17 protein-coding genes are annotated in these 15,059 nt (G+C 59.7%); all 17 read right to left on the bottom strand.

All coding sequences use genetic code 11. The features are described 5' to 3' along the window. Nucleotides 1-43: 43 nt before the first annotated feature. Complete coding sequence (gene flhB, locus PMI22_RS02570; protein ID WP_007948920.1) at nt 44-1,183, bottom strand: flagellar biosynthesis protein FlhB; 1,140 nt, start codon at nt 1,181-1,183, stop codon at nt 44-46. 3 nt (nt 1,184-1,186) lie between these two features. Then, a complete protein-coding gene (fliR, locus tag PMI22_RS02575) occupies nt 1,187-1,972 on the bottom strand; it encodes a flagellar biosynthetic protein FliR (RefSeq protein WP_007948919.1) in 786 nt (261 codons plus the stop codon). A 3-nt stretch (nt 1,973-1,975) separates the two neighbouring features. Then, nucleotides 1,976-2,245, bottom strand: a complete 270-nt coding sequence (fliQ, locus tag PMI22_RS02580) for a flagellar biosynthesis protein FliQ (protein ID WP_007948918.1) — start codon at nt 2,243-2,245, stop codon at nt 1,976-1,978. Continuing rightward, the gene (gene fliP, locus PMI22_RS02585; protein WP_007948917.1) at nt 2,242-3,000 is read right to left on the bottom strand and encodes a flagellar type III secretion system pore protein FliP; all 759 of its coding nucleotides are present in this window, start codon (nt 2,998-3,000) and stop codon (nt 2,242-2,244) included. Before fliP ends, fliQ begins: the two co-directional genes overlap by 4 nt. Then, nucleotides 3,000-3,446, bottom strand: coding sequence for a flagellar biosynthetic protein FliO (gene fliO, locus PMI22_RS02590; protein WP_007948916.1), 447 nt, complete (start codon nt 3,444-3,446; stop codon nt 3,000-3,002). The genes fliP and fliO overlap by 1 nt, the downstream gene beginning before the upstream one ends. Then, the gene (gene fliN / locus PMI22_RS02595) at nt 3,447-3,905 is read right to left on the bottom strand and encodes a flagellar motor switch protein FliN (protein ID WP_007948915.1); all 459 of its coding nucleotides are present in this window, start codon (nt 3,903-3,905) and stop codon (nt 3,447-3,449) included. A 68-nt stretch (nt 3,906-3,973) separates the two neighbouring features. Further along, nucleotides 3,974-4,942 carry a flagellar motor switch protein FliM gene (gene fliM, locus PMI22_RS02600; protein WP_007948914.1) on the bottom strand — a complete coding sequence of 323 codons (969 nt, stop codon included), beginning with the start codon at nt 4,940-4,942 and terminating at the stop codon, nt 3,974-3,976. 9 nt (nt 4,943-4,951) lie between these two features. Then, nucleotides 4,952-5,449 (bottom strand): flagellar basal body-associated protein FliL, encoded by a 498-nt coding sequence (fliL, locus tag PMI22_RS02605; protein WP_007948913.1) that lies wholly within the window; start codon nt 5,447-5,449, stop codon nt 4,952-4,954. 224 nt (nt 5,450-5,673) lie between these two features. Further along, nucleotides 5,674-7,059 (bottom strand): flagellar hook-length control protein FliK, encoded by a 1,386-nt coding sequence (locus PMI22_RS02610; protein ID WP_007948911.1) that lies wholly within the window; start codon nt 7,057-7,059, stop codon nt 5,674-5,676. 104 nt (nt 7,060-7,163) lie between these two features. Then, the gene (locus PMI22_RS02615; protein WP_007948909.1) at nt 7,164-7,511 is read right to left on the bottom strand and encodes an Hpt domain-containing protein; all 348 of its coding nucleotides are present in this window, start codon (nt 7,509-7,511) and stop codon (nt 7,164-7,166) included. 30 nt (nt 7,512-7,541) lie between these two features. Then, nucleotides 7,542-9,245 (bottom strand): ATP-binding SpoIIE family protein phosphatase, encoded by a 1,704-nt coding sequence (locus PMI22_RS02620; protein WP_007948908.1) that lies wholly within the window; start codon nt 9,243-9,245, stop codon nt 7,542-7,544. Nucleotides 9,246-9,250: 5 nt separating this feature from the next. Then, on the bottom strand, nt 9,251-9,559 hold the full coding sequence (locus PMI22_RS02625; RefSeq protein ID WP_007948907.1) for an STAS domain-containing protein: 309 nt from the start codon (nt 9,557-9,559) through the stop codon (nt 9,251-9,253). An 81-nt stretch (nt 9,560-9,640) separates the two neighbouring features. After that, nucleotides 9,641-10,090: a flagellar export protein FliJ gene (gene fliJ, locus PMI22_RS02630; protein WP_007948906.1), complete on the bottom strand. Its 450-nt coding sequence runs from the start codon at nt 10,088-10,090 to the stop codon at nt 9,641-9,643. Between the two features lie 6 nt (nt 10,091-10,096). Then, nucleotides 10,097-11,455: a flagellar protein export ATPase FliI gene (fliI, locus tag PMI22_RS02635; RefSeq protein ID WP_007948905.1), complete on the bottom strand. Its 1,359-nt coding sequence runs from the start codon at nt 11,453-11,455 to the stop codon at nt 10,097-10,099. Further along, entirely contained in the window at nt 11,445-12,245 is an 801-nt protein-coding gene (gene fliH, locus PMI22_RS02640; RefSeq protein ID WP_007948904.1) for a flagellar assembly protein FliH, read from the bottom strand. Before fliH ends, fliI begins: the two co-directional genes overlap by 11 nt. Nucleotides 12,246-12,252: 7 nt before the next feature. Then, on the bottom strand, nt 12,253-13,272 hold the full coding sequence (gene fliG / locus PMI22_RS02645; RefSeq protein WP_007948903.1) for a flagellar motor switch protein FliG: 1,020 nt from the start codon (nt 13,270-13,272) through the stop codon (nt 12,253-12,255). Next, the gene (gene fliF / locus PMI22_RS02650; RefSeq protein ID WP_007948902.1) at nt 13,265-15,046 is read right to left on the bottom strand and encodes a flagellar basal-body MS-ring/collar protein FliF; all 1,782 of its coding nucleotides are present in this window, start codon (nt 15,044-15,046) and stop codon (nt 13,265-13,267) included. Before fliF ends, fliG begins: the two co-directional genes overlap by 8 nt. Nucleotides 15,047-15,059 lie beyond the last annotated feature (13 nt).

The raw sequence follows: 15,059 nt of genomic DNA, 5'->3' as shown, positions 1-15,059 counted from the left end.
CCGGACGCAGCCTCGCAGGCTCGGCAGCTGCTACAGGGGTGAATCAGGCGTCGCGGCGCAAGTCCGGCGGAATCGGCAGGTCATCCTTGAGTGGTTCAGGCGGTTTGCCTTTGCCCGCGCGGTGCTGGCGGACCTGGTAGACGTAGGCCAATACCTGGGCAACGGCCAGATACAAGCCACCGGGAATTTCCTGTTCCAGCTCAGTGGAGTAATAGATCGAACGCGCCAGCGCTGGCGATTCGAGCAGCAGCACGTCGTTGGCCACGGCGATTTCCCGGATTTTCAAGGCCAGAAAGTCATTACCCTTGGCCAGCAGCACCGGCGCGCTACCTTTGTCGGGGTCGTATTTGAGGGCGACGGCATAGTGCGTCGGGTTGGTGATGACCACGTCGGCCTCGGGGATTGCCGCCATCATCCGCCGTTGCGACATCTCGCGCTGCAACTGGCGAATTCGCTGTTTGACCTCTGGCCGCCCTTCCTGATCCTTATGCTCGTCGCGCACTTCCTGCTTGGTCATCAGCAGTTTCTTGTGGCTCTCCCACAGCTGCACCGGCACGTCGACAGCGGCGATGATCATGAGCCCGCAGGCCATCCACAAAGCGCTCCAGCCTACGACTTGCAGGCTGTGAATGATCGCCATTTCCAATGGCTCGTGCGCGATGCGCAACAGGTCGTCGATGTCAGCAGACAACACCGCCAGCGCCACGAACAACACGATCAGAAACTTTGCCAGAGCCTTGAGCAGTTCGACAAGGGCCTTGGTCGAGAACATTCGTTTGAGCCCCGCACCGGGGTTCATGCGACTGAATTTCGGCGCCATCGAGCCCGCTGCGAACAGCCAGCCACCGAGAGAAATCGGACCGATCAACGCGGCCAGCAGCAAGGTGATCATCACCGGCTGAATCGCCACCAGCGCAATCTGCCCCGAATGCAGCAGGAAACTGCCCATATTGCGCTGATCCATAATCACTTCCCGCGAGAGCGTGAAGTTCATGCGCATGAGCTCCATCATCTCCTGCGCCAGGGCACCGCCGAAAATCAGCAAGGCGCCAGCACCCGCGAGCATGATCGCCAGGGTGTTGAGCTCCTTGGAGCGCGCAACCTCACCCTTGTCCCGGGAGTCTTTTTTGCGTTTCTCCGTGGGGTCTTCTGTTTTGTCCTGACCGCTTTCGCTCTCAGCCATGACTCAGCGCGCCCGTGCCAGTTCGCGTAAAAACTGCAAGGCCTCGGTGGCCAGCGGTTGATACTGATTGATGATGTCCGCCAGCCCGACCCAGACGATGAACAGCCCGAGCACCAACGTCAGCGGGAAACCGATAGAGAAAATGTTCAGTTGCGGCGCCGCCCGGGTCATCACGCCAAACGCAATGTTGACCACCAGCAGCGCTGTGATTGCGGGCAGCACCAACAATAACGCGGCACCCAGCACCCAACCGAGCTTGCCGGCCAGCTCCCAGAAATGATTGACCAGCAAACCACTACCGACCGGTATTGTCGTGAAGCTTTCTGTCAGCACTTCGAAGACCACCAGGTGGCCATTCATGGACAGGAACAACAGCGTCACGAGCATGGTGAAGAACTGCCCGATCACCGCCACGGACACGCCGTTGGTGGGGTCGACCATCGAAGCGAAGCCCATGCCCATCTGAATGGAGACGATCTGCCCGGCGATCACGAAGGCCTGAAAGAACAACTGTAAGGAAAAACCCAGCAACGCGCCAATCAGGATCTGCTCGGCAATCAGCAGCAGCCCGCTCAAGTCCAGCGCATTGACCGGCGGCATCGGCGGCAGACCCGGCGCAATCACCACGGTGATTGCCAGCGCAAAATACAAGCGCACACGCGTGGGCACCAGGGACGTGCCGAACACTGGCATGACCATCAACAACGAGCCGATACGAAACAGCGGCAACATGAACGTCGCCACCCAGGTACTGATTTGGAGATCGGTCAGCTGAAGCAACGACGGCATGGTTTAGCCGATGACCTGAGGAATACTGCCGTACAGCTGCAGGATGTATTCCATGAAGGTCTGCACCAGCCACGGGCCGGCAACAATCAGCGTCACCAACATGACGAGCAAGCGCGGCAGGAAGCTCAGGGTCTGTTCGTTGATCTGCGTGGCGGCCTGGAACATCGCCACCAACAGGCCGACCAGCAGGCTGGGAATCACCAGCACGGCGACCATCATGGTGGTCAGCCACAGCGCTTCGCGGAAGATGTCTACCGCCACTTCCGGCGTCATGGTGATACACCGCCAAAGCTGCTCGCCAAGGTACCGATGATCAACGCCCAGCCATCCACCAGCACGAACAGCATGATCTTGAACGGCAGGGAAATGATCAGTGGCGAGAGCATCATCATCCCCATCGCCATCAGCACACTGGCGACGACCAGGTCGATGATCAGGAACGGAATGAAGATCATGAAGCCGATCTGAAACGCGGTTTTAAGCTCGGAGGTGACAAACGCCGGCACCAGAATGGTCAGCGGCGCCTGATCCGGCGAGGCGATATCGGTACGCTTGGACAGGCGCATGAACAGCTCAAGATCGCTGCTGCGTGTTTGTGCCAGCATGAAGTCCTTGATCGGCACCTGAGCCTTGGCCACGGCATCTTGAGCGGTGAGTTTTTCCGCCAGATACGGTTGCAACGCGTCCTGATTCACTCGGTCAAACACCGGCGCCATGATGAAAAGCGTCAGAAACAGCGCCATACCCGTGAGGATCTGGTTCGATGGCGTCTGCTGCAAACCCAGGGCCTGACGCAAAATCGAGAAGACAATGATGATCCGAGTGAAGCTGGTCATCAGCATGACAAACGCCGGGATGAAGCTCAGCGCGGTCATGATCAGCAGGATTTGCAGGCTGACCGAATATTCCTGAGCACCATCGGCATTGGTGCCCAGGGTGATCGCCGGGATCGACAACGGATCGGCGGCGAACGCCAGCGGCGCGGCCAGCATCAGGGCCAGCGTCAAGACGATGCGTAACGCACCCATTACTTCTTATCCTTCTGATCCTTGCCGAGCATCTCCAATAGACGCTGGGCAAACTCCGGAGTCGCTTTTTCACTTGCGCCCGGCACCTGCACCGGCTCCTTGAGCACGTGCAGCGCAGTGATGGTGCCAGGACTGAGGCCGAGCAGGATCTGCTCGTTGCCGACTTGCACCAGCATCAAACGGTCGCGAGGCCCCAGCGCACGGGAACCGATCAGTTCGATCACCTGCCCTTTGCCGGCCGGCCCGGCCTGCTGGACCCGACGCAACATCCACGCGAGGAAGAAGATCAACCCCAGCACCAGCAGCAGGCCGAACACCAATTGCGTCAATTGCCCAGCCACCCCGCTGCTGACCGCCGGCGCGGCAGCCGCAGCAGCGGTCGCTACCGGCTCGGCAGCGAGCACGCTGAACGGCATCGCCAGCACAAACCCCAGAACCTTTTTCACTTAGCGCAGCTTCTTGATGCGTTCGCTCGGGCTGATCACGTCGGTCAGGCGGATGCCGAACTTCTCGTTGACCACAACCACTTCGCCGTGAGCGATCAGCGTGCCGTTGACCAGTACGTCCAGCGGCTCACCGGCCAGACGATCCAGCTCGATCACCGAACCCTGGTTGAGTTGCAGCAGGTTACGGATGTTGATGTCAGTGCTGCCCACTTCCATGGAAATCGATACCGGGATATCGAGGATCACGTCCAGGTTCGGACCTTCCAGGCTGACCGGATCGTTGCTCTTCGCCACGCCGCCAAACTCTTCCATCGGCAGACGGTTGGACGACGAGCCAGCGCTATCGGCCGCCAGCAAGGCGTCGATATCGTCCTGACCGGCGTCTCCGGTTTCTTCCAGGGCCGCAGCCCATTCATCAGCCAGCGCCTGGTCGTCCTGGGCGTTCATATCGTCGTTCATCATTTGTCCTCGGCGGGCAAAAATTCAGTGAGTAGCAGTCTGTTGAAACAAAGGGGTTTGAGCGCTGGTCAACGGCGCTCGATCGGCTCGATCACCTGCAACGCGAGGTTGCCTTTGTGCGAGCCCATCTTGACCTTGAAGGCAGGCACGCCATTGGCGCGCATGATCATTTCTTCCGGCATCTCGACCGGGATAATGTCCCCGGGCTGCATGTGCAGGATGTCGCGCAAGCGCAACTGACGACGGGCAACCGTGGCACCGATCGGCACGTCGACATCCAGCACGTCCTGACGCAGGGCGTTGACCCAGCGCTCGTCCTGGTCGTCGAGGTCCGACTGGAAACCGGCATCGAGCATTTCACGCACCGGCTCGATCATCGAGTACGGCATGGTCACGTGCAGGTCGCCGCCACCGCCATCGAGTTCGATGTGGAACGTGGACACCACAACAGCTTCGCTCGGGCCGACGATGTTGGCCATCGCCGGGTTCACTTCCGAGTTGATGTACTCGAAGTTCACTTCCATGATCGCCTGCCAGGCTTCCTTCAAATCGATGAAGGCCTGCTCCAGCACCATGCGCACCACGCGCAGTTCGGTGGGGGTGAATTCACGCCCCTCGATCTTGGCGTGACGGCCGTCGCCGCCGAAGAAGTTGTCCACCAGCTTGAACACCAGCTTGGCGTCGAGGATGAACAGCGCGGTACCGCGCAATGGCTTGATCTTCACCAGATTGAGGCTGGTCGGTACGTACAGCGAGTGCACGTACTCGCCAAACTTCATCACCTGCACACCACCGACGGCAACGTCCGCCGAGCGACGCAGCATGTTGAACATGCTGATGCGGGTGTAACGGGCGAAACGCTCGTTGATCATTTCCAGGGTCGGCATGCGTCCGCGGACGATGCGATCCTGGCTGGTCAGGTCGTAGCTTTTGACGCTGCCGGGTTCAGCAACGTTATCGGTCTGTACCAGACCATCGTCGACGCCATGCAACAGCGCATCGATCTCATCCTGGGACAGCAGGTCCTGCACGGCCATGTCGTGTTCCTACTGCAGTACGAAATTAGTGAAAAGCAACTGTTCGATCACCACTTTGCCGAGCTCTTTCTGTGCCACTTCCTGAACGCTGGCCGTGGCCTTCTGACGCAACATCTCCTGGCCAACCGGCGTGGCCAGGGCGGTGAAATCCTGGCCGGAAAACAACATGACCAGGTTGTTGCGGATCACCGGCATGTGCACTTTGAGCGCCTCCAGTTCGGCCTGATCGCGACCCTGCATGGTGATACTCACCTGCATGTAGCGCTGACGGCCATTCTGGTTGTAGTTGGCGACGAAGGCCGGTGCCATCGGCTCAAAAATCGCGGGCAGCTTGCCGACCACTGCGGTTTCCGCAGCGGCAGGTTTGCTCTGGGCGTTGTGCATGAAGAACCAGGTCGCCCCCACGGACATGCCGATCGCCAGCAGCAAGGCCACCACGATCAAAATGATCAGCTTGATCTTGCCTTTGGTTGCGGGCTCTTTTACTGCTGCTTCGCTCTTCGCCATGCCAATAATCCGTCACTATTCGGGTTTTCACAGTCGCACGGCAAGGCAAGAGCAAGTGTTATGCCAGAAGTGTCGGGAGGGCGCTGGGCGGGGGTTTCAGGGAGACCACAAAAACAAATGTGGGAGCGAGCCTGCTCGCGATAGCGGTGTAACAGTCAACGAAAATGTTGAATGTTACTGCCTCATCGCGAGCAGGCTCGCTCCCACAGGGGATAGCGTTTTTATCAGGCGTAGTAATCGACGGCGCTGGAGCCGATCACGCTGGTGGTGTCGACGGCGGCTTCAGTCACAGCAGTCGCGAGGTCTTCTTCCATCGAGTCGACGCGACCACCAGCGGCATTGGAGCGACCGCCCTGCCCCTGCTGAGTTTGATCCTGCCCCTGACCTTGCCAGCCACGAGACTGATCGGACACGTTGACGTCGACCTGCCCCATGCCCTGCTGCGTGAACATGTCACGCAAGCGATGCATTTGACTGTCCAGCGCTTCGCGAACGCCTGGATGGGCGCTTATGAAGGTGACTTGGGTCTGCTGGTCCGGAACCATATTCACCCGAATATCGAGGCGACCCAACTCGGCGGGTTGCAACTGAATATCGGCCGCCTTGAGGTTGGCGCTGGAGAGGTACATGACGCGGTTGACCACCTCTTCGGTCCAGCCACTCTGATGCATGGCAATCGGCTGATTCACCGGCAACGTGTTAGCCGTTTTAGGGGTGGCCGCTTGAGTCAATGCCGCCAGACGGTTGGCGAAGTCATCGACACGGGTATCACTGCTGGCGCTTTTCAGGTCTTTAAGGCCGTCATCGATCAGACCACTGAACGCTTTCTCGCCGCCTTGGCTGGTGCTGTCTTTATCGGTTTGCAGATCAACCATGCCCGCCATGCCGGCGGCAAAGCTCTGCGTCAAGGTCGGTTCACTGTCAGCCGGGGCCGGGGCTTGGGCTTGGGCTTGGGTTTGGGTCGGAGTTGCTATGGGCCGGGCCTGGCTGGAAGCGGAAATGTGACCACTTTGCTCCATGGCCAGACGCACGGCTGGCAGTGCGTCGAGTGGATCGGCTTCAGGATCGAAGTCGCTGACGATGATTGCGGCGGCTTGCGCAGGAGTGGCAGCCACAGGCGCCGCGACCGGCACCGCGACCTGCGGTTGCACAGTGTCAACAACGGGCACGGCGTGCTCGACAGGAACCGTGACCAATGGCTGCACGACCGCCATCAAGGCAGGATCAAGGGACGGATCGATTGGGAGGGTGTCGACCACCGGCGTCTCGCTGGCAACCGGTGCGACATTGCCGGTGAGCGCATCCTCGATCGGCGCCGGTTTTTCGGCGGGCAAGGAATTGCCGCTATCGGCAACCAAAAGCTCCAGGACGGCAGCGGTATCGCTGTTGACGTCGGAATTTGCCGTGCCTTGCGCCGCGGTATCAGTCGCCGGCGTGGCGGATTTATCCGCGTCCACAGCAGGTTTGCCCTGAGACTGATTGGCATAAACCTCAGCAAAGCTGGAGGCTTTATCCCCGGGCTCAGCAGCCACCGCCGGGGTATTGGCGGACGTGGCGACGGTCTTGGCCGCCGGGCTGGCCTGAGAAATTGAATTGGGGGTAACGGGCATTAAACGGTCTCCGCTGCACTGGGATCGTAGGTACAGTTGAGCGAGTTAAATGCAAGGGACGGGCCAGCATGACCAACCGGCGCTAAAAGCGCCAAGTGGTCGGATTATTCGGAGAGAGAGCGCTGTCTTTCCGCCTCATAAAGCGGTCGGACGATGGCAAATTCACCGTCGATTTCTCCCAATAGTTTATCAATGCCGGCGAGGCTTTTTTGCCTGGCGCGCTGTTCAAGCTCATGGCACAACTCAGCCAGGCGAACGGCGCCCATATTACTGCTACTGCCCTTGAAACTATGGGCTGTATTCATCAGCAGCAAGGCATTATCAGCCGTTCGCAGCGTCAGCAAACGCTCTTCGGAATCACGAAGAAATACATCCAGCAGCTCTGGATACTCATCCTCCATCACTTCCTGCAACGCGATCAGCACGCTTGGGTCCAGATGTGTGTCAACCACTTGCTCACTCCTTGATCAAGAATGCGTGAATTATGCCAGAGCCTCCCAGAAAAACTCCACGCACGCACTGCGCCCATTGTCAGACCAGCTCGCATTACGGCTCAACTGGCGGATAAGGCTGATGCCACGGCCCGACAGGCGGGCACCATCAAGCGGCCGATCCTGTACCCGAGCCACGTCAAACCCCTTGCCACTGTCTTCAACCCGAACAGTCAGGCAACCGCCCTTGCCTTCTGGCGAGACCTGCAAATGCACTCGCACATAACCGTCCTGCAGTGCATCCAGGCGCTCATTGCGCTGAAGATAATAGCGCGCAAAACCCGATGCATCGCGCTTGAGGCTTGAATCCAGACCCAGCACGCCGTGCTCCAGCGCATTGGAATACAGCTCGGCGAGCACACTGTAGAGCGCGCCGCTCTGAGCCCGCAACCCGTGAACCTCAAGCAGCAACTGCAACAGGTAGGGCAGCGGATTGAAACGTTTGAGGGTCGCGGCGCGGAACTCAAAACTCGCTGACCAGTCCAGCGGACAGGACTGGCCGCTGTCGGAGTACACCAACGCAGGAGGACTCAGTTGCGCCGCCTCCAGCAGTCTGATCTCGACCATGCTCACGTCATCGCGGGCTTCGCCGCCAAAATCCCGCAGAGCCTGTTCGATTTCTTCGAAGAGTGCGTCAGGCTGACGGTTGGCCGCAAACACCTGCCGCAACCGCTCAACGCCAAACAATTGCTCGTGACCATCGCAGGTATCGATCACCCCGTCGGACAGCAGGAACACTCGATCCCCAACGGCCATCGGGAACACTTCGGTGCGGTCATCGAAGGTCTGCGAGCTCAGAACGCCCAGCGGCAAGTGACGCGCTGTCAGCGGCTTGCGCTCACCTGTAGCGATGCTGTGCAAATAGCCGTCCGGCATTCCGCCATTCCAGACCTCCACCGAGCGTCGCTGAAAGCTCAGACACAGCAAGGTGGCGCAGCAAAACATGTCGACCGGCAAGATGCGCTTGAGCTTGGCGTTCATCTCCCGCAGGGTTTCCGCCAGGCCGTAGCCCTTGGCCGTCATGCCGTAGAAGACTTCGGCCAGTGGCATGGCCCCCACGGCCGCTGGTAACCCATGGCCGGTGAAATCCCCCAACAGCACATGCATATCGCCAGCCGGGGTGAAAGCGGCCAACAACAGATCACCATTGAACAGCGCATAAGGCGATTGCAGGTAGCGAATATTCGGCGCACTCAGGCAGCCGGAATGCGCGACCTTGTCGAACACGGCCTTGGCCACCCGCTGCTCATTGAGCAAATACTCGTGATGCCTGGCGATCAGGTCACGCTGCTGCAGCACAGTGCTTTGCAAGCGGCGCAAGCGATCCATCGCCTTGATCTTGGCCGCCAGAATTACCGGGTTGTAGGGCTTCGCCAGAAAGTCGTCACCGCCAGCCTCCAGGCACCGGGCCAGCGCTTCGCTTTCACTGAGCGAGGTCAGGAAGATGATCGGCACCAGGGTTTCCCCGGCCAGCAGCTTGATCTGTCGCGCAGCCTCGAAACCGTCCATCACCGGCATCATGGCGTCCATCAACACCAGGTGCGGTCGTTGCTGGCGAAAGGTTTCGACCGCCTCGGCACCATCGGCGGCGGTCAGCACTTCATGGCCCTGGCGGCGGACGATGCGCGACAGCAGCATGCGATCGGCCGCACTGTCTTCGGCGATGAGTATGGTCAGGGGTTCGAGTGACTGCATGCCCGTCAACTGATGTCGAACAGCTTGTCGAAATTGGAGATAGCGAGGATTTTCCGCACATCTGAACTGCTATTGACCACACGAATATCGGACCTGTCTCCGCCCGAATGATCCCGCAGCAGGAGCAACATGCCCAGCGCCGAGCTATCGAGGTAGGTTGCGTCTTTCAAGTCGACGACCACCGATTTCGGCATCTTGCCGTCTTTGCGCTCGTAAGACTCACGAAATGCAAGATGCTTGGCGAAATCAAATCGCCCCTTTATCGAAATCGTAAGTATTTTCCCATCCCGGGATAGTTCTGCTGTGACTGTCATTAAACGGCTTCCTTGTCATGGGCTAACGTGCTGCACAAGGTTTAGCACTAGGGAGAAAGGGGAGCAAGGCGCAACGATTGTTCAATACGGATCATGTCTGGGCAAGCGCTGCGACAATTCATCCAGCAATTTCTGTTCGCGCTTGTCTTCCAGCTGCTGTGCCTCATCCCGGTAACGCTGTACCAGTTTTCGCAAACCTTCGACACGGGCGAACGCTTGTTGCCAGGTGTCGCGCGCTTTGTTCAGGTTGTTCTGGTGCCAGTTCAGGCTCTGTCGCTGCTGATCGATGGCAGTGCCCAATTGCGCCAGAAAACCCTGATACCCCAGCAACCACTGACCGGAAACGCCACTGCTACCGCGCACGATCCATTGTTCCTGGTATTCGAGGCGGAAGGCTTCAAGGTCGGCGAGCTTGCTTTCTGCCACACGCACCTGCCCCTGAAAATGCCCGAGGCGAAGGACGGCGGTTTTCTCGGCCTTTTCGGCCATTTCCACCACCGGCGCCAGGCGCGCGGCTCGACTTACAGCCATGGCGGGTTAACCGCCCGCTGCCGGGGCAAAAATGGACGCGAGATGGTTAACGCTGGCGCCCATGCCGATGTTGTCGTTCAAACCCTGACGCAGGTAAGTGACCATGGCTGGCTGGAGGGAAATCGCGGTGTCGGTTTCACGATCGCCACCCGGCACATAAGCACCGACACTGATCAAGTCGCGACTCTGCTGATAGCGTGACCAGTACTGTTTGAACATTTGCGCGCGGGTCATGTGTTCTGGGCTGACCACCGATGGCATGACTCGGCTGATGGACGCTTCGATATCGATGGCCGGGTAATGCCCCTCTTCAGCCAATCGGCGGGACAACACGATGTGACCGTCGAGTACGCCGCGCGCGGCATCGGCAATCGGGTCCTGCTGATCGTCGCCTTCGGACAACACGGTGTAGAACGCCGTGATCGAACCACCGCCCTTCTCGGCGTTACCGGCCCGCTCCACCAGCTTTGGCAGCTTGGCAAATACCGACGGCGGGTAACCTTTGGTGGCGGGCGGTTCGCCAATGGCCAGGGCGATTTCCCGCTGGGCCTGGGCAAAACGGGTCAGGGAATCCATGAGCAGCAGGACGTTTTTGCCCTTGTCGCGGAAATACTCGGCAATGCGCGTGCAGTACATCGCCGCACGCAGACGCATCAGCGGCGCATCGTCCGCCGGCGAGGCCACGACCACGGAACGCTTGAGCCCTTCTTCACCGAGGATGTGCTCGATGAATTCTTTGACTTCGCGACCCCGTTCACCGATCAGCCCGACGACGATAATGTCGGCCTCGGTGAATCGAGTCATCATGCCCAGCAGCACCGATTTACCCACACCAGTACCGGCGAACAGCCCGAGCCGCTGGCCGCGACCGACCGTCAACAAACCGTTGATGGTACGAATGCCCACGTCCAGCGGTTCGCTGATCGGTTCGCGCTTGAGCGGGTTAATGGTGGGGCCGTCCATCGGCACCCAGTCTTCGGCTTTCATCCCGCCTTTGCCGTCCAGCGCACGGCCGGCGCCATCAAGCACCCGCCCCAACATGCTCATGCCCATTGGCAAGCGGCCGGTATCGGCCAACGGAACCACACGGGCACCCGGTGCAATGCCGGCCACGCTGCCGACGGGCATCAGGAAGACTTTGCTGCCGGAGAAGCCCATGACCTCGGCTTCAACCTGCACCGGATGATAGCTGTCGTCGTTGATGACCATGCAGCGGCTGCCCATGGCAGCGCGCAGGCCTTCGGCTTCGAGGGTCAGGCCGACCATGCGCAGCAAGCGGCCTTCCAGGATCGGCGCACCGGCCAGTTCCGTAGCCTCGGCGTAACCGCTCAGGCGCTTGGCGAAGCTGGTGCGATCAAGACGCATCGGAGTTGTCCCGATCCCGCTCGACAGCAGGCTTTTCGTCGACAGGCACCTGCAGGCTCAAATCCGGTGCAGACGGGTGCAACGCCTGATCGTGCAACTGATCGAGCAGCTTGGCCATGACCTGGGCGACGCGGGTTTCGACGGTGGCGTCGATGCGACTGTGTTCCGTTTCAACCCGGCAACCACCGGGCAACAACGATTCGTCTTCGACGATGCGCCAGGTTTCTTCATGGCGTTCACGCAGCGCTTTGACTTGTTCGAAGTCCTGCGGATTGATGTACAAGCGCACATTGCCTGCACCCAACGGCAGGAGCTTGAGTGCTTCACGCATGACGTGTTCAATCTGCGTGGAGTCGATGGCCAGTTCGCGCTGAATCACTTGTTTGGTGATGTGCTGCACGAGGTCGACCATGGACTTTTCAATGAAGGTGTCCTGCTCGGCGATAGGCTCGAACAGGTTGACCATCAACTGCTCAAGACCGGCAATCTTCGGTGTCAGCGCCGCTTCGGCTTCCTGACGAACCTTGAGCGTGGTGCTGTGAAAACCTTCTTTCTCGCCCACTGCAAAGCCTTCGTTGTAGGCCTCCTGGCGAATCGCTTCGAGCTCTTCAAGGGTCAGTGGCTGGACTTCGTCCAGCGGCACTTCTTCCATTTCCGGCGGCTCGGGCTCAGGTTCTGGCTCGGGCTCCGGGACAAACGGATCGAAACTGGGCAGCGCCCAGACGTCGAAAGCGGCAACCTGCTTGCCACGAATCAGGTCGGTCTGGGACTCATCATGTTTAGACGACATAGTGACCTTAGATCATCTCTTCGCCGCCCTTCCCGCCGAGAACGATTTCTCCGGCTTCGGCCATACGGCGGGCAATGGTGAGGATTTCTTTCTGCGCGGTTTCCACGTCGCTGACGCGCACCGGGCCCTTGGCCTCGAGGTCGTCGCGCAACAATTCGGCCGCCCGTTTGGACATGTTCTTGAAGATCTTTTCCTTGACGCCTTCGTCCGAACCCTTGAGGGCCAGCACCAGCACATCGGAGGACACTTCGCGCAGCAACGCCTGAATCCCGCGGTCGTCGACATCGGACAGGTTGTTGAACACGAACATGAGGTCTTCGATCTGACCGGACAGGTCTTCGTCGACTTCGCGGATCGAGTCCATCAGCTGACCTTCGATTGAGCTGTCGAGGAAGTTCATGATGTCGGCCGCGCGCTTGATGCCACCCAGGGTGGTGCGCGAGGCATTCGAGTTGCCGGAGAACTGCTTCTCGAGAATCTGATTGAGCTCTTTAAGGGCCGCTGGCTGGACGGTGTTCAGCGAGGACACTCGCAGAATGATGTCCAGTCGTACCTTGTGGTCGAAGTTACCGAGCACTTCACCGGCTTGATCCGGGTCGAGGTACGCCACCACGATCGCCTGGATCTGTGGGTGCTCGTAACGGATCACGTCGGCAACGGCGCGCGGCTCCATCCATTTCAGGCTGTCAAGGCCACTGGTGTTGCCTCCCAGCAGGATGCGGTCGATCAGGCCGTTGGCCTTGTCTTCGCCCAAGGCCTGGGTGAGCATTTTGCGCACGTAGTCGTCGGAGCCGACGCCCAAGCTGGTCTGGTCGCCGACGATGTCGACGAACTCGCTCATCACCTGCTCGACTTGCTCGCGGTGCACGTTGCCCATCTGGGCCATCGCGACACCCACGCGCTGGACCTCTTTAGGCCCCATGTGACGCAATACCTGGGCAGCATCGGTCGAACCGAGGGACAGCAGCAGAATCGCGGCTTTGTCGACCTTGGACAGTTTGGCGGCAACGGCTCGGTTATCACTCATCTGCGTTAATCCACTCTTTCACGACCTGGGCCACACGACCCGGGTCTTCTGCCACCAGACTCTTGATTGCATTCAACTGTGCGTCATAGCCTTCGCTCGGGCTTGGCAGCAGGATGCTTTGCGGGCCGCCGAGGCTGACGCGATCGTTGGCCAGTTCGCCGTCCAGGCCGCCCATGCCACCCAACTCGGCGTCGCTGCCGACCAGCTGTTTCTCTTTGCCGCCACCGGTGATGTTGTTGAGTACCGGACGCAGCACGCCGAACACCAACACCAGGATGAACAAGACGCCCAGCAATTGCTTGACGATGTCCCAGAACCACGGCTGCGAGTAGAACGGAATATCGGCAATCACTTCACCGCGTTCCGCGGAGAACGGCATGTTGATCACACTGACGCTGTCGCCACGGCTGGCATCGAAACCGACCGCGTCCTGTACCAGGCGTGTGAACCGTGCCAATTCATCGGCGGTCCACGGTGCGCGGGTGGTTTCACCGTTGGCCGCGTTAACTTTGACCTGATCGTCCACCACCACCGACACTGACAGGCGATTCAACCGGCCCTGTTGTTGCTTGGTGTGGCTGATGGAGCGGTCGAGTTCGAAGTTCTTGGTGGATTGTTGACGCTTGTCTGCCGGGTACGGCGCCAGCATTGGCTGACCGGTGGCGGGGTCCATGATTTGCTGGCCGTTGGCATCGATCAACGGCTGGCCCGGTTGCACCATGCCGGCCGAGGCGGTCGTGCCGCCAGTGGTTTGCGGTGCAGAGGCTGGCGACGGCGGCTGGTTGCTCAGGGCACCCGGCACACCTTGCGGGCCGTTGCTGGCGGTGCGTTGTTCGTTGACCGACTGCTCGCTGCGCAACGCCGGTTGATCCGGGTTGAACTGCTCGGAGGTCGACTCGACAGCGCTGAAATCGACGTCGGCAGACACTTCGGCTTTATAGCGATCGTTACCCAGCACCGGTTGCAGAATGTTATGCACGCGCTGGGTGAGCATGGTCTCCATGCGGCGGCTGTAATCGAATTGCTTGCCGGCCATGGTCAGTTCGGAGTTTTCCGCCTGATCCGACAGCAGGTTGCCCTTCTGGTCGACGACGGTGATCTGCGATTTGCTCAGCTCAGGAACACTGGTCGCGACCAGGTTGATGATCGCCACCACTTGACCCGGCTCCAGCGAACGACCGGAATACAGTTCAACCAGAACCGAAGCGCTTGGCTTGCGTTCATCACGCACGAACACCGAACTTTTCGGAATCGCCAGGTGCACGCGGGCGCCCTTGACGTTGTTCAGGCTGGAAATGGTACGTGCCAGTTCGCCTTCGAGGCCGCGACGATAACGGGTCGCTTCCATGAACTGGCTGGTCCCGAGGCCCTGGTCCTTGTCGAGGATTTCAAAACCGATGTTGCCGTCGCTGGGAGTGACACCAGCCGCCGCGAGTTTCAATCGCGCACGGGACAAATCATCGGCCTTGACCAGCAAGGCGCCAGAGTTCGGTTCGACGGTATAAGGAATATCGGCGGAGGCCAGGGTATCCATGACCTGTTTGGCGTCCATACCGGCAAGGCTGCCGTACAGAGGCCGGTAGTCCGGCTGCTGAGACCACAGCACCACGGCAAAGCCAATCGCCACGCTTGCAGCCAGGCCGACCAACAGGCCTACCTGACGCAACATGGTCATCTCGGAGAGGTTTTCCAGGAAGGACAACCCGAACAGCGGCGGTTTGCCGTCAATTGGAGTGACCTTGGCCGGAACGTTATCGGCGACTGCTTCTGCCATGACTCAATTCGTC

It is taken from the genome of Pseudomonas sp. GM21, from assembly GCF_000282215.1.
Taxonomy (GTDB): domain Bacteria; phylum Pseudomonadota; class Gammaproteobacteria; order Pseudomonadales; family Pseudomonadaceae; genus Aquipseudomonas.
This window is presented reverse-complemented; position numbering and strand designations above follow the sequence as displayed.